The sequence below is a fragment of the Tenuibacillus multivorans genome (assembly GCF_900103915.1).
Lineage (GTDB): Bacteria > Bacillota > Bacilli > Bacillales > Alkalibacillaceae > Tenuibacillus > Tenuibacillus multivorans.
Map to the genome: position 1 here is coordinate 97,582 of NZ_FNIG01000007.1, position 19,153 is coordinate 116,734.

Annotated in this window: 17 protein-coding genes; 1 reads left to right on the forward strand and 16 read right to left on the reverse strand. The window is 41.3% G+C overall.

Going from position 1 to position 19,153, the window contains the following annotated elements:
- Positions 1 to 15: 15 nt before the first annotated feature.
- The 16 genes from BLP77_RS11505 to hprK all read right to left on the reverse strand — a co-directional run bounded on the left by BLP77_RS11505 (position 16) and on the right by hprK (position 18,456).
- Entirely contained in the window at positions 16 to 1,659 is a 1,644-nt protein-coding gene (locus tag BLP77_RS11505) for a thiamine pyrophosphate-dependent enzyme (protein ID WP_093857325.1), read from the reverse strand.
- A gap of 20 nt (positions 1,660 to 1,679) precedes the next feature.
- Positions 1,680 to 2,849 (reverse strand): LL-diaminopimelate aminotransferase, encoded by a 1,170-nt coding sequence (locus BLP77_RS11510; protein ID WP_093857285.1) that lies wholly within the window; start codon positions 2,847 to 2,849, stop codon positions 1,680 to 1,682.
- A 320-nt stretch (positions 2,850 to 3,169) separates the two neighbouring features.
- Positions 3,170 to 5,023 carry an OPT family oligopeptide transporter gene (locus BLP77_RS11515; protein ID WP_093857286.1) on the reverse strand — a complete coding sequence of 618 codons (1,854 nt, stop codon included), beginning with the start codon at positions 5,021 to 5,023 and terminating at the stop codon, positions 3,170 to 3,172.
- Positions 5,024 to 5,323: 300 nt separating this feature from the next.
- Positions 5,324 to 5,578, reverse strand: a complete 255-nt coding sequence (locus BLP77_RS11520; protein WP_093857287.1) for an HPr family phosphocarrier protein — start codon at positions 5,576 to 5,578, stop codon at positions 5,324 to 5,326.
- Positions 5,579 to 5,689: 111 nt separating this feature from the next.
- A complete protein-coding gene (gene whiA, locus BLP77_RS11525) occupies positions 5,690 to 6,637 on the reverse strand; it encodes a DNA-binding protein WhiA (protein WP_093857288.1) in 948 nt (315 codons plus the stop codon).
- Positions 6,638 to 6,726: 89 nt separating this feature from the next.
- Positions 6,727 to 7,683, reverse strand: a complete 957-nt coding sequence (locus tag BLP77_RS11530; protein ID WP_093857289.1) for a gluconeogenesis factor YvcK family protein — start codon at positions 7,681 to 7,683, stop codon at positions 6,727 to 6,729.
- Positions 7,684 to 8,571, reverse strand: coding sequence for an RNase adapter RapZ (gene rapZ / locus BLP77_RS11535; protein ID WP_093857290.1), 888 nt, complete (start codon positions 8,569 to 8,571; stop codon positions 7,684 to 7,686). It abuts the gene before it with no gap.
- Positions 8,572 to 8,850: 279 nt separating this feature from the next.
- On the reverse strand, positions 8,851 to 9,801 hold the full coding sequence (trxB, locus tag BLP77_RS11540) for a thioredoxin-disulfide reductase (protein ID WP_093857291.1): 951 nt from the start codon (positions 9,799 to 9,801) through the stop codon (positions 8,851 to 8,853).
- Positions 9,802 to 9,883: 82 nt separating this feature from the next.
- Positions 9,884 to 10,861, reverse strand: coding sequence for a tetratricopeptide repeat protein (locus BLP77_RS11545; RefSeq protein WP_093857292.1), 978 nt, complete (start codon positions 10,859 to 10,861; stop codon positions 9,884 to 9,886).
- Positions 10,862 to 11,093: 232 nt separating this feature from the next.
- The gene (locus tag BLP77_RS11550; RefSeq protein ID WP_093857293.1) at positions 11,094 to 12,746 is read right to left on the reverse strand and encodes a glycerol-3-phosphate dehydrogenase/oxidase; all 1,653 of its coding nucleotides are present in this window, start codon (positions 12,744 to 12,746) and stop codon (positions 11,094 to 11,096) included.
- Between the two features lie 15 nt (positions 12,747 to 12,761).
- Positions 12,762 to 14,255: a glycerol kinase GlpK gene (gene glpK, locus BLP77_RS11555; protein ID WP_093857294.1), complete on the reverse strand. Its 1,494-nt coding sequence runs from the start codon at positions 14,253 to 14,255 to the stop codon at positions 12,762 to 12,764.
- A gap of 264 nt (positions 14,256 to 14,519) precedes the next feature.
- On the reverse strand, positions 14,520 to 15,029 hold the full coding sequence (locus BLP77_RS11560) for an acyltransferase (protein WP_093857295.1): 510 nt from the start codon (positions 15,027 to 15,029) through the stop codon (positions 14,520 to 14,522).
- Positions 15,030 to 15,034: 5 nt separating this feature from the next.
- Positions 15,035 to 15,673: a pyrophosphatase PpaX gene (gene ppaX / locus BLP77_RS11565; protein WP_093857296.1), complete on the reverse strand. Its 639-nt coding sequence runs from the start codon at positions 15,671 to 15,673 to the stop codon at positions 15,035 to 15,037.
- Positions 15,648 to 16,622 carry a nucleoside recognition domain-containing protein gene (locus BLP77_RS11570; RefSeq protein WP_093857297.1) on the reverse strand — a complete coding sequence of 325 codons (975 nt, stop codon included), beginning with the start codon at positions 16,620 to 16,622 and terminating at the stop codon, positions 15,648 to 15,650. Before BLP77_RS11570 ends, ppaX begins: the two co-directional genes overlap by 26 nt.
- Positions 16,623 to 16,644: 22 nt before the next feature.
- Positions 16,645 to 17,505 (reverse strand): prolipoprotein diacylglyceryl transferase, encoded by an 861-nt coding sequence (gene lgt / locus BLP77_RS11575; RefSeq protein WP_093857298.1) that lies wholly within the window; start codon positions 17,503 to 17,505, stop codon positions 16,645 to 16,647.
- Positions 17,506 to 17,517: 12 nt separating this feature from the next.
- Positions 17,518 to 18,456 (reverse strand): HPr(Ser) kinase/phosphatase, encoded by a 939-nt coding sequence (hprK, locus tag BLP77_RS11580; protein WP_093857299.1) that lies wholly within the window; start codon positions 18,454 to 18,456, stop codon positions 17,518 to 17,520.
- A gap of 122 nt (positions 18,457 to 18,578) precedes the next feature.
- Here hprK and BLP77_RS11585 point away from each other — a divergent pair, with 122 nt between their 5' ends.
- Complete coding sequence (locus BLP77_RS11585) at positions 18,579 to 19,049, forward strand: hypothetical protein (RefSeq protein ID WP_143001435.1); 471 nt, start codon at positions 18,579 to 18,581, stop codon at positions 19,047 to 19,049.
- The last annotated feature ends 104 nt before the right edge of the window (positions 19,050 to 19,153 follow it).

Here is a 19,153-nt window from a genome sequence, read left to right on the forward strand (position 1 = left end):
TTGGGGTTCCCCCCATTATTGACGTAATGTTTCAATTGTAGATGTGACTGAGATTTGTTCAGGATCAGTAATAATTTCGATGACACTTGGTCGGTTGGCCTGTAACGCTTCATTGAGGGCATGTTCAAAATAGGCAATATCATATACCTTTATACCAAGTGCGCCCATCGACCTTGCCATTTCAGCAAACTCGATTGGTCCAAGATCAGTTCCAACGACACGCTCAGGATAATGAATCTCCTGGTGCATACGAATCGTGCCGTACATCTCGTTATTAAAAACAAGGCTAGTGATTGGAACTTGATGTCTTACAGCCGTTTCGATCTCCTGCATCGTCATCATAAACCCTCCATCACCTGATAATGAGACGACAGCTCTTTCTGGACAAGCAATTTTCGCCCCAACCGCAGCCGGGACACCATAACCCATCGCACCGGACGTCGGTCCAACGTAGGTTCGTTTTTCATTAAACTGATAAAAGCTATGCATCCAGCCTGCAAAATTGCCCGCGTCATTCGTCAAAATGGCATCATCTGGCAGTATCGTTTGTAACCGTTCAATTATATGCCGGTTAATAGGATCTGATGCTTCAATTGGTTTTAATGCAGTCTGCTTATAGGCTGATCGCCTCGACTCACGCCATTCTGACCATGTCGGTTGTACATTCATATGGACTAAATCCTCTAACGCTTTTTTTGCATCAGCTTGAACCCCGATGAATGGTGGATAGGATTTGCCGATGACATCATCAGCAATATCAATGTGAATCAGCTTTTGGTGAGGTTTTAAAATCGAATAGTCCTGAGTTGTTACCTCGGATAACCTTGTACCAATGGCCAAAACGATATCGGCTTCCTCGACTGTTTGTTTGAGTTTTGGACTTGTTCCCAAGCCTAAATGTCCGCCATAACAATGGTGATTGTTAGCCAAAACATCATGACGTCTAAAGGCTGATAAAACAGGAAGCTCGAATTGATCAACAAAGTCTTGGAACAGCTCCTCTGCTCCGGCTAATTTAATACCACCGCCAGCGATCACGACAGACCTTTGAGCCGTTTGCAGACATCGTTCAATCGCTTCAATTTCCGATTGATTAGCCCTTGGTGCCGGACGTTCAAACCGTGGACCAAAAGCGTACAAATGTTTTTCCTTTAAAACATCCTCCGGAAATGAAAGAACGACAGGCCCAGGTCGACCCGATTGTGCGATGCGAAACGCTCGTTGCATGAACTCTGGAATACGTTCGGCATCATGAACCTCAGTCGCCCATTTCGTGATTGGTTTAAAAAATTGATCTAAATCCACTTCTTGAAATCCTTCACGCCCACGAAATTTGCTATGGACCTGACCGAGTAGTACAATCATTGGCGTCGAGTCCTGCATCGCCGTATGAACGCCTATCGAAAGATTCGCCGCACCAACTCCGCGTGTCGCCAGGAGGACCCCAGGCTTACCCGATCCCTTAGCATAGCCCTCTGCCATAAATGACGCCCCTCCCTCGTGGCGATTGGTGATGAGATCAATGGACGGTTCATCGTGTAAAGCATCTAATATTGGCAAATAGCTCTCTCCTGGAACGCAGAAGGCTTGCGTTGTTTGTTCATGCTTTAAATACGCAACAACAGCTTCCCCAGCCGTTAGCTCTTTCGTTCCAGTCATTGATTCAAACGTTCGCTCCACTACACTCCCCCCTCTAACACCTTCATTCGTTTAATGGCCTCTTCCAAGCGTTCACTCGGAACAGACAATGATATGCGAAAATAACCCTCACCCGACGGACCAAAAACGCTCCCAGGTGTGATGATGACACCCGCTTTTTCAAGCATAAGCTCGGAAAACTCCATTGATTTAAACCCATCTGGTACCTTGGCCCAGATAAAAAATGTTCCACGCGGCCGTTTGACCTCAATACCTAACTCTTTTAAAGCACAAAGTACCTTGTCTTGTCGCTGTTCGTAAACGGCATTGTTGTCATTAACCGTTGAAAAATCACTCCTTAGCGCTTTAGCAGCCGCTTTTTGAATCGGTAAAAACTGACTCGTATCCGTATTACTTTTAACAACCGAAAGTGCCTGAATAATGTCACGATTACCGACAACATAGCCAATGCGCCAGCCCGTCATATTAAAGCTTTTCGATAAAGATCCGAATTCGACCGCCACGTCCTTTGCATCTGGTGCTTGCAAAATACTCGGTGCTTCATAGTCATCAAACGTCACTAAACCGTATGCCGCATCATGTGCAATCGCAATATCATGTTTTTTCGCTAATGAAACCGCCTCCAAAAAAGCGTCAATATTAACGGTTCCTGCTGTTGGATTACTCGGGTAATTCAATAACATCAGTTTTGTTTTGTCTAGAATATCTTGGGGTAGTGATTGATAGTTGGGTTTATAATCCTCTTCTGGGATGAGTGGTAATAAGGCTGTTTTTCCGCCTGCTAGATGGATCGCTGATTGGTAAACGGGATACCCTGGGTCAGGGACGAGTACAGTTTCTGAGGGATTGACGACAGCGGTGATTAAGTTAGCGATGCCCTCTTTTGATCCAATCAGTGTTAAAACTTCTGTTTCTGGATCTAGATCAACCTCGTAATTTGATCGATAAAAGTCTGCAACAGCTTGACGGAATTCAGCACTTCCCTGATAAGGTGAATAACGATGATTGTTGGCATGATAAACTTCTTGAACTAATTCATCAACAATAAATTCGGGTGTTGGCAAATCTGGAGATCCTATGCCTAGATCAATAATATCTAACCCCTCAGCCTCAAGCTCTTTTTTCCGCTTATGAAACTGAGAAAATACATACGGAGGTAATGTTTCAACCCGCTCCGAGGAAAATTTCAACTCCTTTGCCTCCTGTCATTTCAATTATTGAAACGTTATTTCATTAACATTCTATAATTAAATTATATGCACAAGCGATTAAAATTACAATACTCTGAATAGTCAAAAATTACGACATAAATCGTCAATTCATGCGGAAAATTTTTCTCGATATGACATGCAGAGTTCTTATTCTTACGTAATAATTTCTCATTAATTCTGGATTATTTCTCAATATTCTATGAAAAGTTCTCATTCCAGCTCAAAAAGTTCTCATTTCGTCATATTTTTTCTCTATAAAAAAAGTGCAACCCTTAAATGGATTGCACTTTTCACAAACGTTATCTAACTTTATTTGCTGTATAGTAGAGATACCATGCAACTGCCAATATCGCGACTATCGATAGGAGTGGTCCGAAAAATGGACTCTCTGGGAACGCGACACCTGCTGTAACCGCAATGGCTACGATTACCCCCATCAACGCTTCACCGGCAATATAACCGGACGCTAGCAGAATACCTTGTTCATTTTTCCGTTCGAGTAGCTCTTTATCTTTTGTCCGTCTACTGACAGCAGCTCGAATCAATCCACCAAACATGATCGGCGCACTTAAATGGATCGGTAAATAAAGTCCAACGGCAAATGGTAATGAACCAATCCCAAACAATTCAACCATGAGTGCCGCCGCCATGCCAATAAAAATTAAGTTCCAAGGTAAATCGCCACTCATAATCCCTTCAACAACCATAGACATTAAAACAGCCTGTGGAGCCGGTAATTCAGATGAACCGAATCCATAAGCGTTATCTAATAGGATCAAGATAAAACCGATTATCACACTCGTTAACAACACACCATATAGCTGAGCAATTTGCTGCCATCTTGGTGTAGCACCAATCAGGAAACCCGTTTTTAAGTCCTGCGACGTGTCACCAGCAATTGCTGCTGCAATACAAACGACCGCACCAATCGTAATCGCTGTCACCATACCAGCCTCACCTGTTTGCCCAACGGCTGTTAACACAAGCGCTATAAAGATTAATGCTGCAATGGTCATCCCGGATACCGGGTTTGACGAGCTACCAATAATACCAACGATACGCGAAGATACCGTTACAAAGAAAAATCCAAAGATAAAGAGTAGGATGGAACCAATAATGCCTAAATCAATGGTTGGATAAAACATTAAAATGCCTAAAAAGGCGAGCGTCAATACAACAATGACACTCATAGGAAGTTCCCGTTCGGTTCTTAAGTCTTCCATACCTGAATCAGCACCGAATCCTTTCAACGCGCCTCTAAAAGAAGACCATATTGTCGGTAACGTTTTAACTAAACCAATGACACCACCGAAAGCAACGGCACCAGCACCAATATAGCGAATGTAGTAATCCCAAATGGCCCAGTAATCCATTTCAGCAATTGGAGTTTCACCAGGATAGATCGGTGTGTCCGTAAACTCACCAATATAGCTGATCAATGGTATAATCCCTAACCATCCCAGAACCGCGCCACCGAACATAACACCCGCGATGCGCGGTCCAATAATATAACCGACACCTAATAACGCAGGTAGGGTATCCATCCCGATCGCCGCATTTTTAAATCGATATATTTCCCATTCGACAGATGCCGGGAACGCTTTAACTGCATCAGTTAAAAATTTAAATATGGCCCCAATCCCAAGACCTTTAAACACATACTTAGCACCTTCACCACCCTTTTCGCCAGCACGTAAAACACCAGCACAAGCGGTTCCTTCAGGGTAAGGCAACGTATCGTGTTCATCTACAATAAGCGCTTTTCTAAGCGGAATCATTAAGACTACCCCTAAAATACCGCCTGCTAACGCAATAATCGCAATTGTGGTTAAGCTTGGCTCTAACTGCCAAATAAACAAAGCAGGTAGTGTGAAAATCACACCCGCGGCTAAAGATTCACCAGTCGATGTAATCGTTTGAACGATATTATTTTCTAAAATCGATGTCCGTTTTAATATCACACGTAAAATCGCCATGGAAATAACAGCTGCCGGAATCGAAGCAGAAACTGTCATTCCAACAATTAAACCTAAATAAGCATTGGCTGCACCAAAAACAATCGCAAGTATGGCACCAATAAACATCGCCATACCCGTAAATTCAGGCAGCTTTTTGTTTGAGGGAACATCTGGTTTAAAATCTTGTTTTGACATAGATGTTTCACACCTTTCTAAACCAAATCATGTAGTTTATTGATTTCATTTCCCAGAGTTATTATTCCCCAAACTTCAAGATTATAAAGAAAACTTGTCGATTGACGAGCCTTTAGGCGAAGTCAGAGACGTAGTTGCCCTTATGCAGGTAGGGTAAAATTTTATACTTTCCTACCTGCCAAAGAAAAACTTGGCTTATCGCCAAACCAGAATTAATGTTTTTTTAGGCTTACTACCTGATAAATGGCATAAAAAAACCACGTTCAGCTTATTTACCGATCGTGGTTTAGAACCTAAGTCTTATGAATTTTCAATAAAAGTGATTAATGAATCCATTGCTTGTTGTTCATCCGGGCCTTCTGCCTGAAGCTCAACAACTTCTTTTGAACCAATCGCTAAACTCATAACACCCATAATACTTTTGGCGTTAACACGTTTACCGTCCTTTTCTAAAAAAATATCTGAAGAAAAACGATTGGCTTCTTGAACAAATTTAGCAGCTGGTCTTGCTTGTAGTCCCGTTTCTAATTGAATGGTTAATTCCTTTTCAACCAATACAGCTACTCCTCTCTTCCAAGTATTTATAACGACGTCGAAAGCGCTTCATTAGGAAATTTTTATTCATTATAGCATGAATAAATTAAAATAAAAAGCTAAATTAAGTGTCTATTTTTCTAACAATTGGCCCTGACGTAATTTTTCAGCGTATTCATCAATCTTTCTCAAACGGTGATTAATCCCTGATTTACTGATCTTACCACTTGTTGACAACTCACCGAGCTCTTTCAAAGACACGTCTTGGTACTGCACTCGGAGTTCAGCTACTTCGCGAAGCTTATCAGGTAAGGCATCTAATCCGACTGTTTTTTCAATGTAACGTATATTTTCAACCTGTCTGAAGGCTGCACCAATTGTTTTGTTAAGGTTTGCCGTTTCACAGTTCACCAGTCGGTTGACGGAATTTCTCATGTCTCGCATAATACGAACGTCCTCGAATTTTAATAAGGCCTGATGGGCGCCAATTAAAATGAGGAGCTCTGTGATTTTCTCGGCCTCTTTAATATAGCAAATATAACCGTTTTTCCGTTCAAGCTTTTTCGCGTTTAAATCGAAATAATTCAGTAGCTTACACATCGTGTCATTATGCTCTTCATAAAAAGAAAAAATCTCTAAATGATAAGATGATGTTTCAGGGTTATTGACAGAACCCCCTGCTAAAAACGCCCCACGTAAGTACGATTTCTTACAGCATTCATCTTTAATAAAGTCATTCGAAACGATACGCTTAATCGCAAAAGCCCCGTCTAGAATTTCTAAGTCTGTCAGTAAGTTTTTGACCTGTTCATACATGCGAACGATATAAATATTATTCTTTTTCAAACGCATCTTCTTACGGACTAACAATTCTAAAGGGACATCGTAAAGCCCTTTAATTAATGAATAAATCCGTCTTGCAATCGCGGCATTTTCCGTTTGAACGTCTAATATATATTGACGATTTGAAAAAGATAACGAACCGTTCATTCTTATAAGCGCCGCTAGCTCAGCACGTTTACAGCAGTCATCGCTCTCAATACTCGTTAATTCTTTTTTCGTTTCAGATGCGAATGACATGGTATTCCCCTCATTTCTAAAATCTAAGCTTGTCACCATCATATACAGGGACAAACTTTATTATTCCTTTAATCCTTTAACTAAACATATTATAACAAGTCGTATAGTAATTTGGCGATTTTTTGCTCATCATGCTTTAACGTCCCATCTGTATGGAGACTTGCAATATCGCCTTTTAATATGTCGAGACCCATCTCACGTATTGGATCATCATCACAAAGAACAGGCGCTGCTTTTTCTTTAGCATAGCCTTCTTTAATCGTTGACTCGATTGTTTCTGAATGAACGACGATTTGATCAACAAACGGTTCTCCAACATGGTTATGCAACGCTCTTATATGATCCGATGCATTATAACGACTAGTCTCACCATACTGCGTCATGATATTACATACATAAAGCTTTTGCGCATTAGCTTCACGTAATGCCGTTTTAATTTCCGGGGCAATTAAATTCGGTATAATACTTGTGTATAAACTTCCAGGTGCAATGACAATCATTTCTGCCCGTTTAATCGCCTTCACTGCCTCAGGTAACGGCTCAATTTTAGGGGAATCGTAAAACACGCGTTTGATCTTTTTACCGACTTTAGGAATATTCGACTCCCCACGGACGACCGTTCCATCCTCAAATTCGGCCTTTAAATACATATTCTCATTTACAATCGGATAGATTCGGCCTTTCACATTAAACACGCGCGAAATCTCTTTTATGCCTTTATAAAAATCACCTATCACCGACGTCATCCCCGCTAAAATTAAATTACCTAAAGCGTGGCCGGATAAACCGTTTCCGTTTTCAAAACGATGCTGAAATAATTTTAATAACGTTGGTTCCACATCGGACATCGAGGCAATGACTTTTCGAATATCTCCAGGCGCTGGAATCGATAAGTCTTCTCGTAATCGTCCCGAGCTTCCCCCATCATCTGACACCGTCACAATGGCTGTTAAATTAACCGGAAATTGTCTAAGTCCCCTTAGTAAAACCGGTAACCCGGTTCCTCCTCCGATGACGACCACTTTCGGTCCATTTATATTAGTCATCTATTTCTTATTCCCCTTCTTATCAATATCACGATGATAGACATGCGCTGTATATTTTTGATTGATAATTTCACCGAGTTTCTCAGCTATTGCAACCGAGCGATGCTGACCCCCTGTACAGCCAATACCTATGACAAGCTGACTTTTTCCTTCACGTACATATTGCGGTAACATAAATTCTAGTAAATCCTTCAGCTTACGAATAAACTGACGCGTTTCTTTCCATTTAAACACGTAGGAATTGACCTCTTGGTTCAGGCCTGTCAAATCACGCATGGACTCAACATAATGAGGGTTCGGTAAAAAGCGCACATCAAATACCAAATCCGCATCAATGGGTACACCGTGCTTAAAGCCAAATGACTCCACTTGTACGGAAAATATTTGCTGCTTTTTCTCTGTATAATTATTAATAATCTTTTCTCTTAATTCACGTGCAGATGATCCTGTTGAATCGATTATTTTCTGCGCACGTCCTTTTAGTTCATCTAAAATACTTCGTTCCTGCTTGATCCCTGATAAAGGCAAGCCATCTGGAGCGAGTGGATGTGAGCGCCGAGACTCTTTGTAGCGCTGAACGAGTGATTCGTTATCAGCATCCAAAAATAACACATGCTCATGAATCCAGCTCTCAGCCCCTAGCTGATCAAGTGTTTCATATAAGCTATCGAAAAATTCACGTCCACGAAGATCCATCACAACAGCGAGCTTTTTGGTTTCTTCAGGGTTTTCCTTCATCAGCTCTAAAAACTTTGGCAAAAGTGTCGGTGGTAGGTTATCAACACAAAAATACCCCATGTCTTCAAAGCATTGAATCGCAATCGTTTTCCCTGCTCCCGACATTCCGGTAATAATAACTAATTCAACCATTTTATTATTTTCCTGCATGATGTGATCCCCTTTTTTGTCAATATAAATAAGTCTGTCTCTATCTATATTATACATGTTCTAAGTCTTCGAGAACAGCGAATGAGGTTAAGAACTATGTATAACCTCGAATAAGTTTAAACATGTTGTCTCATCCTCTTTCACAAAAAAATACACAGGTAGAATGGCTACCTGTGTTAACTAAACATCTATAGTTAATAAAGGGGGTCAATTAATTAATTCCATTGTAACGTATGAATGTTTCACCCGTGTTACAACAGAGTTAAAATGTAATTACGTTTACTGCTTGACTTTAAGCTCCTCGAGAAGATTTTCAACATAATGCTGAGCAGACTGCGCCGCAATACTTCCATCCCCCGTTGCAGTCACGATCTGACGCAACTCTTTATCACGAATATCACCCGCTGCAAAAATACCAGGAATATTCGTCTCCATATTTTCATTGGTCGGAACATAACCTTCTTCATTCGTAATACCGATATCTCTAAACGGATCATTCAAAGGAATCATCCCAATATAAATAAAGACCCCATCAATTGGTTCTTCGCGTTCTTCACCTGTTTCGTTATTATAAAGAACCGCACTTCCAACTTTTCCGTCTTTCTCTTTAATTTCTTTCATCTCGGTATTCCAAATAAAATCAATTTTTTCGTTATCAAAAGCGCGTTGCTGTAAAATCTTTTGCGCGCGCAATTCATCACGGCGGTGAACAATCGTCACTTTATCCGCAAAACGTGTAAGGTAAACACCTTCTTCGACAGCGGAGTCACCTCCACCTACGACGAATAGATTTTTTTCTCTAAAGAAGGCACCATCACATACCGCACAGTAGGATACCCCACGTCCACCGTATTCTTCTTCACCTGGAATACCTAGCTTTTTATATTCCGCTCCGGTTGAAATAATGATTGAACGTGTTTTATATTCCTTATTACCTGCCACGATGGTTTTATATTCTTTTCCATCTTTGATTTCTTTAATATCACCATAAGCATATTCTGCACCAAATTTTTGTGCGTGTTCATACATTTTATTAGATAAATCCGGTCCTAATATATGATCATATCCCGGGTAGTTTTCAACATCTTCAGTATTGACCATTTGACCCCCTGGTACGCCACGTTCAAGCATTAACGTATCTAAATCCGCACGAGACGTGTAAACAGCAGCTGTTAATCCCGCAGGACCCGCACCAGCAATAATGACATCAAAAATACGATCTTCGGTCATTTGTTTCAACTCCTTTTTCTCTTCCATCTTTCTATATCATATTAAATTAGCTGAAAAGCGACAAATTTTCTGCTTAAATTATTTATTTAAACGAATCCAAAACAGGATGCTTCTTAACACCTTGGCCCCATATTCGTTCGCTTAGCTCATGCTGCTGATTGTGAGCTAAAACGTGTGAAAACCAATAATAATAGCTTAAATAATTGGAAACATAAACTTGATTAATGCCTAAAAATCGTTTTAAAGCCTGTTCAAATTGACCAACACGAGCCAGAGTCACCGCTAACTTTAATTTCTGCGGTTCATAGGTTGGATATACATTAAACAAGGATGGCAACATTTCCTGAAATCCAGTATTTTTACCAGTTGCATAGTAAAAGTAAGTCAGGTTGAGTCTACTATGTAGCGAGGTCGGATCTTGGTCAAACCAAGCTTCCTCTAGTGTCATAGCCTCTTCCTTGTCACCATGCTGAAATAATGCAAACGCATATTCATGCTTAGCGGACATATACTCAGGGTAAAACGTCATCATCTCTTCTAGTACCTCTAACGCCTCATCCCATTCTTCATGCTCCAAATGATAAAAAGCCGTCTCTTGATAGATGATGAGCTCGTCCATATCATCAAGCTCTAAATCATCCTCTTTCGCTTCGTCTTTCGATAATTGATTCAACATCTCCAATAACTCCAACACTTCATCCCGGAACTCATGATCAGAATTATGTTCAAGATAATGATTGGCATGTTTTTTAGCTTCATCAAACAGACCTAAATGCGCAAAATTATTCGCTAATAAATAAAAACAATCCGCATATGTATGTCCATGGTTGTCGATCACTTTTTGTAATAAATCATTCGCCCGATGGTATTCGCCCATTTCAGTATATAAAACGGATAGCTGGGATAAGTAAAGCGCGCTCGTCGGTTTAATGTCCAACGCTTTATTAAACCATTTTTCCGCACGATCAAAACGCTTTTCTTTAAATGCTTTTACCCCATAAGAAAAATAAAAATCACCGTCATGGCGATACGGAATGATCTTCTTCTCTGACGTTTGCATAAAGGCCTCCTCAAGTAAAATGCTGATATTTAAGTATAGCATATTTGTAAAAGATTATCAGTTTTTGTCTAAGTAAAAAAGTTCTTATTATCGGATAATTAGTTCTCATTATTACAACATTTTTTCTCAATCACAGCTAAATAGTTCTCATAATCGACCAGATTTTTCTCATTCCCAGCCAAATAGTTCTCAATCACCCGTAAGTTCTCCAAAACGTAAAATCCCCACAAGCTTATGCCTGTGGGGTTGGTTCTTTCGCCTGCCTTAATGCAAGTTCAAGCTCATCTTGATAAAATTCCATTTCATAATCGGACCAGTCAAAATAATCCTGCATGAAATCGATGACTGAATTTTTATTTACCTCAACATAACGGATATGAAAAAACATCGCGCCAGTCCGCCTAACAAAAAAGTCTACCGGACGATAGACGAGTTCATGTTCTAAACTATACATCAACTCAGCATAAACCGCGTAGTCAAACTGTAAATCTTCAGGGGCTGACTCATAGTAATCGAGCACGTGTTTAAGATTTCCCCCGTACCGTTTTATCCAGCGATTCATCAAGTTTTCAGATAGACCCCGGTCCTTTCCTTCCTTGATGGCAATCGCCTTAAATGCATTAAAGCCTTTCGAGCCTCCAACATCTCCACCACTAATCGCTAGATGCTTCGTTTTCGATTTCGGATATGTTTCACCTGTTTCTTTTTTTATTAATCGAACGACACGATCAACGATTTGCTCGGCCATTTTGCGATATCCAGTTAATTTGCCACCTGCGATTGAGATTAGTCCCGAATCTGACTCGAAAATTTCGTCTTTACGCGAGATTTCAGAAGGGTCTTTTCCTTCCTCATGTATCAGTGGACGAATGCCAGACCAAGTCGATTCGATGTCATCCTCAAGTAATTTTAAGTTGGGAAACATCTCGTGAATCGCACTTAGAAGATACGTCCTGTCTTCCTGATTTGTCGTCGGGTTAGCCAAATCATCTTCATATGCTGTATCAGTTGTCCCGACGTACGTTTTACCGTCTCGTGGAATCGCAAAAATCATTCGCCCATCTGGTGTATCAAAATAGACGGCTTGCTGAAGTGGAAAAACGGATTGGTCAAACACTAAATGGACACCCTTCGTATGGAACAGATGCTTTTCCTTCTTGTTATGGTCCTTCGATCGTAATTCATCAACCCAAGGACCTGTTGCATTAACCAATTTATGTCCGTAAACGTCATGAACCTCGTCATCAATAACATCGCGTGCTTGAACGCCAATCACTTGCCCATCACGATAGAGAAACTGCTCCACCTTCATATAATTAAAAGCAACCGCACCTTCTTCAATCGCCTTTTTCAATACCTCTAAGGTTAACCGCGCATCGTCAGTTTTATATTCGACATAGTAGCCGCTCCCTTTTAATCCTTCCCACTTTAGCAGCGGTTCTTTTTCTAACGTCTCTTCAGGTGAGAGCATTTGCCGACGCTCAGATTTTTTTACACCAGCTAAAAGATCGTACACACGCAAGCCAATGTTAGTGGAATAAGGTCCAAAAGTCCCCAGTTCATAAAACGGAAGCATCATCCATTCAGGTGTCGTCACATGCGGACCATTTTCATACACGATTTCGCGTTCTTTCCCGACATCAGCGACCATTCGTACCTCCAAATTTTTCAGATAACGAAGGCCACCATGGACAAGCTTAGTCGAACGACTCGACGTGCCAGCTGCAAAATCCTGCATCTCTAAAACGAGTACGCTTAACCCACGTGTAATCGCATCTAAGGCTATACCAGCACCCGTAATACCTCCACCGATTACAATTAAGTCAAATGGCTCGTTTAATACTTTTTTGTTTTCCTGACGATATTTATGGCTTGAAAAGTTCAAAGATCAGCACCCTTTCTATGACGTAAAGGCTTGAGTTGCTTTAACGGCACGTTTCCATCCATTATATTTTTCTTGGCGTGTTTCATTATCCATATTTGGTTCAAACATTTGATCAATATGCCACTGATTTGCTATTTCATCTTTACTTTTCCAGAATCCAACCGCTAAACCAGCTAAATAAGCAGAACCCAAAGCCGTCGTTTCATTCACAACCGGACGCTCAACCGCAACATTTAATAGATCGCTTTGAAATTGCATTAAAAAGTCGTTGGCTACAGCACCGCCGTCAACGCGAAGCTTTTTCAGCTTAAAATCAGCATCTTCAATCATAGCATTGACAACATCCTTCGTCTGATAAGCTAATGATTCCAATGTCGCTCGGATGAAATGCTCCTTCTCCGTCCCACGTGTTAAGCCGAAGACTGCCCCGCGTGCCTGACTATCCCAATACGGTGTACCTAAGCCGACAAATGCCGGAACAACATAAACGCCATCCGTTGATTCCACTCGTTCGGCGTACGCTTCACTATCCGCTGATGATTTAAACATGCGTAAGCCGTCACGAAGCCATTGAATCGCAGAACCGGCAACAAAAATACTTCCCTCAAGAGCGTAATGAACTTTGCCATCGATACCCCATGCTAAGGTCGTCAGTAAACCGTGTTCAGACTGCACCGCTTCATCACCCGTGTTCATCAGCATAAAACAACCGGTCCCATACGTATTTTTCGCCATTCCCCGCTCAAAGCACGCCTGACCGAATAGCGCGGCCTGCTGGTCACCGCAAGCTCCAGCGATTGGAATGTTGTGACCTTGAAATTGGAACTCGGACGTATGGCCATAGATTTCAGATGAAGGACGTACTTCAGGCAATAAGCTTTTCGGAACATCTAAAATGTCTAATAGTTCATCATCCCATTGTAAGTCGTGAATGTTGTACATTAATGTTCGCGACGCATTCGAATAATCAGTAACATGGACCTCGCCACCAGTTAATTTATAGATTAACCACGTATCAATCGTCCCAAACATTAGGTCACCTTTTTCTGCTTGTTCGCGTGCGCCCTCAACGTGATTGAGAATCCATTTTACTTTTGTTCCTGAAAAATACGGATCAAGTAGTAATCCCGTTTTTTGCCGGAACGTATCTTCATTGCCCTGCTCCTTTAGCTCATGACAAATGTCCTCAGTTTGTCTGGACTGCCAAACAATGGCTTTATGAACAGGGCGGCCTGTGTGCCGGTCCCAGACAACCGTTGTTTCGCGTTGATTCGTAATCCCAATGCCTTCTATTTGACTCGGTTCAACATCTGCTTTTCGCAACACTTCTGTCATGCAGTATTGCGTTGATGTCCAAATCTCATTCGCATCATGTTCAACCCAGCCCGGTTGTGGAAAATACTGTTTAAACTCTTGTTGCGCGACCTCAACTATTTCACCTTGATGATTAAATAAAATGGCTCTTGAGCTAGTCGTTCCTTGATCGAGTGACAAAATGAATGTCTCCATTGCCATTCCTCCTTACTTATCCTTCCCTTTTTGTATATTCTACCAAACTTTTAGAATAAGAAAATTTAAGAACGCTTTTCCGACTTTGAGAACTTTTATATAATTTTTGAGAACTATTTCCTCGATATTGAGAATTTTTCTTCCGATAATGAGAACTAATCATATTTTATTGAGAACTTCTCCCCTAATATTGAGAACAATCTACCACATTAAAAACACGCATACTCTAGGAAGTATACGTGTATCAAGCCAATAATATTATGGTTACTGTAATTTTCGCTTGTCCATCTCTTCTTTCGTATAAATGACATGCATCGGATTCCCACCGACGAAGCTACCTGGGGCCACATCCTCATGCACGAGCGTTGCGGCAGAAACCACTGCTCCATCACCAATCGTAACACCGGGTAAAATCGTACAGTTCGCACCGATCATAACCTCATCACCAATATGAACATCACCTAAACGATATTCCTCAATTAAATATTCATGCGCTAGAATCGTTGTATTGTAACCAATAATCGAGTTTTCCCCAATATGAATTTTTTCAGGAAACATTGTATCGGGCATGACCATAAGCGCTAATGCTGATTCTTTTCCAATTTTCATCCGTAAAAACGTCCGATACATCCAGTTTTTAACCGATAACCATGGGGTATACCGACCTAACTGAATAAAAATGAAGTTTTTGACGACTTTTAAAAAAGGAACGGTCTTATAGATTTGCCATAATGAATTGTGGCTATGAACGCGATAGCGCTTCGTCCGGCGCATGCCCATCACTCCTCGACGATATCTAACAAATCTGAGATATGGTTCAATACATAATCGGGTTCTAATGACTCAATAAAATCTCGACCTTTTGCTGACCAGGCGACACCCGCTGTTTTCGTACCGGCATTTTGACCTGCATGGATATCATGTGAGTTATCACCGATCATCAGGGTTGTTCCCGGGTCCCCGTTTAACGCACGTATTCCTTTTAACACTGGCTCCGGATCTGGCTTAGCCTGACTCACATCGTCTAAGCCTATGACCACATCGAAAAACTGATCTAACTCAGTTAAGGCTAGCCCTTTTAAGGCCGTTTTATGAATTTTAGTCGTAACAATCGCCATTGGAATTCCTTTTTCATGTAAAGCTTTAATCGTCTCAAACACACCATCAAAGCTTTTCACAAATAGATCGTGGTTCGCCAAATTGTGCGTGCGATAGGTCTTCATCATGTCCTCAACTTCATCAGGCTTTACCTTTTCTAACATATCTCTTAAAGGTGATCCCATAAACGGTAAAATATCCTCTCGCTTATACTCTTCACCTAAATGCTCCCGAATCGTATGCTTAAAGGACTCGACGATTAGCTCGTTTGTATCAATTAGTGTCCCGTCTAGGTCAAATAGAATCGTACGTATGCTCATTTCTAACTGCATCCTTTCCGATGTCCTTATCCTTATTCTTTTCGACACGATTCCAAATATAAGCAATGGTCATCGTTAGAACAATCGCTGTAATCAATCGAATAACTAATAGCGGCCATACGGGTATACCAAGTGGGATAAACACAAGCGTATCCTCAACGACAGCGTGACAGGTCACTAAAAAGATTAAGACAAGGGTCATATCTTTCTTAGACACTCCATCTTCTTTCACCGCTTGAATCATCATCCCAGCACCGTATGCCAAGCCGATTGTAAGACCAGCTACTAATGTCATAGACGCATTTTGATTAACCCCGAGTAATTTTGTAAATGGTGATAATTTTTGCGACATCCAGTCCATCCAATGATTGTCGCGTAGCCATTGCATCACAACCATCAGTGGAATGACAATCGCCGCAAGCTGGATAATGGATAAGATAGCTGTTTCTAACCCTGTTAAGCTAATCTCCATCCAGCCAGTTGGCTCCGGTCCTTCATTTGAAATCAGACCATATTGCGCTAATTCCTGACCACCATTCCAGAAAAGGTTAATAAGCATCGCCGCCGTAATCGCTAATCCGACCCGAACGACGATAATAACCCAGAACTTCACACCTACTTTGGCTGCAACCGTCGATTCGATAAACAGATTGTGCGAGAACGACAGCATCATCGCTAATATAAATACTTCTTTTACCGTAAAATCAAAACTTACAATCGCGGCAATCCCCGCGTAAAGGTTCAACGCATTACCTAAAACGAGAGGCACAGCCGCTTCACCAGATAAACCGAGAAGGCCCATTAACGGTTCTAACCACTCAATAATAGCTGGAAGGACTGGTGTATACTGCAAAATAGTTACGATTAACGTGATTGGAAAAATAACTTTTCCTAATGTCCACGTTAAGTTTAAACCACTTTGTAATCCCCTTTTCAATGTTGCCTGCACGTTATGCCCTCCTCTTATCTGTCTATTTTTTCTTTTTCTTCTTTTTAGACGACTTTTTCTTTAATGACGTCCCATCGTATAATTCATCGGCGTAACCTTTTTGTTTTCGATAATATAACACAATTAAACTACCGATGATGAGTAATATTGAAATTACCTGTGCTGTTCTTAATCCTGGCACGATGTATAAACTATCCGTCCGCATGCCTTCGATGAAGAATCGTCCAAATGAATACCACATGAGGTAAGATAAGAAAATAACACCGCGGCGAGGATTAACCTTGTAGCGTAAAAATAATAATAAAATTAGTCCGAGAAAATTCCATACTGATTCATATAGGAATGTTGGATGGTGAAAGACACCGTCCACACACATCTGATTCATAATCCAGTCCGGTAAATATTGTAACACATTTTGATAAGCCGCTTCAGATACCGGGCCTCCATAGGCTTCTTGGTTCATAAAATTTCCCCAGCGCCCAAGCATTTGACCGATTAATAAACTCGGCGCCGCAATATCAGCAATTTTCCAAAAGGACACTTTTTTGTAACGCGTATAAATCCAAGCCGTTAACACGGAACCAATAAGTGCCCCGTGAATCGCAAGGCCACCCTCGCGAATATCAATTATCTCTAATAAGGAATCATAATTCTCCCATTGAAAAATCACATAGTATAGCCTCGCACCGACAATCGCTGCTGGAATCGCAAATACAAGTAGATCGATGAAAAAATCTTTATGCAAACCGAGGCGCTTACCTTCGCGCTGTGCGACGATTAACCCGATTAGCGCTCCCAGCATAATTAAAACCCCGTACCAATAAACTGGAAGTGGGCCTAAATTAAAAAAAACTCTGTCATATGGTTCAGCCGTACAATACATCCGTTATCCCCCTTATTCAATTTCTCTTTTATCTACATCATCAATAACCGCTGTGAGTCTGTCTGAGAATTCCTCAGCCGTATTAACACCCATTCTTTTCAGTCGGAAGTTCATCGCGGCCACTTCGATAATAACCGAAACGTTACGACCCGGTCTAACTGGAATTGTCGCCTTGGGTAGCTGCACGTCCATAATCGTCATTTTAGCCTCATCCAACCCTAAACGGTCGTATTGCTTATGCTCATCCCACGTTTCCAAATGAACAACTAGCGAAATCCGCTTGTAATTTCGTACCGCTCCAGCGCCAAATAACGTCATCACATTAATAATACCAAGCCCTCTTATTTCAAGGAGATGCTCAATTAGATTAGGTGGATTACCGATTAACGTATCATAATCCTCCTGACGAATCTCAACATTATCATCAGCGACGAGGCGATGGCCACGTTTAACGAGTTCCAGAGCGGTCTCACTTTTACCGATACCACTTTTACCCGTGATTAAGACACCTATTCCATAAACATCAACTAACACACCATGTAAGGCTGTTGACGGTGCGAATTTGCTTTCTAAGTAAGTCGTTAAACGACTGATCACCCGTGTCGTTTTGTATGGTGACCGCATCACCGGTACCCCTGCGTTATCCGCAGCCTTGATTAACGCCTTAGGAACATCGAGATCACGTGTAATCACCACGCCTGGTGTTACATCAGTACATAACTGTTCCATCCGGTCTTGAATTTCGTCCGGATTCAAATCATATAAAAATAACAGCTCCGTCCGTCCCATTAATTGAAGACGCTCCTTCGGGTAGTGCGTGAAATACCCAGCCATCTCCATTCCCGGACGAGAGATGTCACTCGTTAAAATTTCACGGTGCACGCCGTCTTTTCCAGCGACTAATTCTAAATCAAATCGTTCGATTAAATCCTTAGTACGGACTTTGATCATCCGTATTCCTCCTATGTCTAACATTATTAATAACTATATCATATATGAAATAGGACGAGCATGAAAATGAGAAGAATTAATTTTATTTTAAAATTTTGTTGACTGCTTGCTGGTCGATATGTGTGTTTAAAGATTTTTGTGGAATCAGATCGGTTAAGTGGTTAATTATTTATGTTCAATGGGGACTCATGGTCGGCTATTGGGGACTCACACACGCTCATTGGGGAATTATCGCAATGTATTGGGGATTCAGAACGCTTCATTGGGCATTCATGATCGGTTATTGGGGAATCACTCACGTTCATTGGGGAATTATCGCGATGCATTTGGGAATCAGAGTGCTTCATTGGGCATTCATGCTTGGTTATTGGGCACTCACTCACGCTCATTGGGGAATTATCGTGATACTTTGGGGATTCAGAGTGCTTCATTGGGCATTCATGCTTGGTTATTGGGCACTCACTCACGTTCATTGGGGAATTATCGTGATACTTTGGGGATTCAGAGTGCTTCATTGGGCATTCATGCTTGGTTATTGGGCACTCACTCACGCTCATTGGGGAATTATCGCGTTGCATTGGGGATTCAGGTAGGTCCAATGGGTAATTATTTATGTTCAATGGGGATTTATGGTCGGTTATCGGGGACTAACACACGCTCATTGGGGAATCACCACCAATGAGTGGGGATTTACATC

Excerpts from the sequence above, each read along its gene's own strand:
- BLP77_RS11505 (WP_093857325.1), bottom strand. The coding sequence starts at position 1,659 with ATGACTGGAACGAAAGAGCTAACGGCTGGGGAAGCTGTTGTTGCGTAT.
- BLP77_RS11515 (WP_093857286.1), bottom strand. The coding sequence starts at position 5,023 with ATGTCAAAACAAGATTTTAAACCAGATGTTCCCTCAAACAAAAAGCTG.
- whiA (WP_093857288.1), bottom strand. The coding sequence starts at position 6,637 with ATGTCATTCGCATCTGAAACGAAAAAAGAATTAACGAGTATTGAGAGC.
- BLP77_RS11530 (WP_093857289.1), bottom strand. The coding sequence starts at position 7,683 with ATGACTAATATAAATGGACCGAAAGTGGTCGTCATCGGAGGAGGAACC.
- rapZ (WP_093857290.1), bottom strand. The coding sequence starts at position 8,571 with ATGCAGGAAAATAATAAAATGGTTGAATTAGTTATTATTACCGGAATG.
- trxB (WP_093857291.1), bottom strand. The coding sequence starts at position 9,801 with ATGACCGAAGATCGTATTTTTGATGTCATTATTGCTGGTGCGGGTCCT.
- BLP77_RS11545 (WP_093857292.1), bottom strand. The coding sequence starts at position 10,861 with ATGCAAACGTCAGAGAAGAAGATCATTCCGTATCGCCATGACGGTGAT.
- glpK (WP_093857294.1), bottom strand. The coding sequence starts at position 14,255 with ATGGAGACATTCATTTTGTCACTCGATCAAGGAACGACTAGCTCAAGA.
- BLP77_RS11560 (WP_093857295.1), bottom strand. The coding sequence starts at position 15,029 with ATGCGCCGGACGAAGCGCTATCGCGTTCATAGCCACAATTCATTATGG.
- ppaX (WP_093857296.1), bottom strand. The coding sequence starts at position 15,673 with ATGAGCATACGTACGATTCTATTTGACCTAGACGGGACACTAATTGAT.
- lgt (WP_093857298.1), bottom strand. The coding sequence starts at position 17,505 with ATGTATTGTACGGCTGAACCATATGACAGAGTTTTTTTTAATTTAGGC.
- hprK (WP_093857299.1), bottom strand. The coding sequence starts at position 18,456 with ATGATCAAAGTCCGTACTAAGGATTTAATCGAACGATTTGATTTAGAA.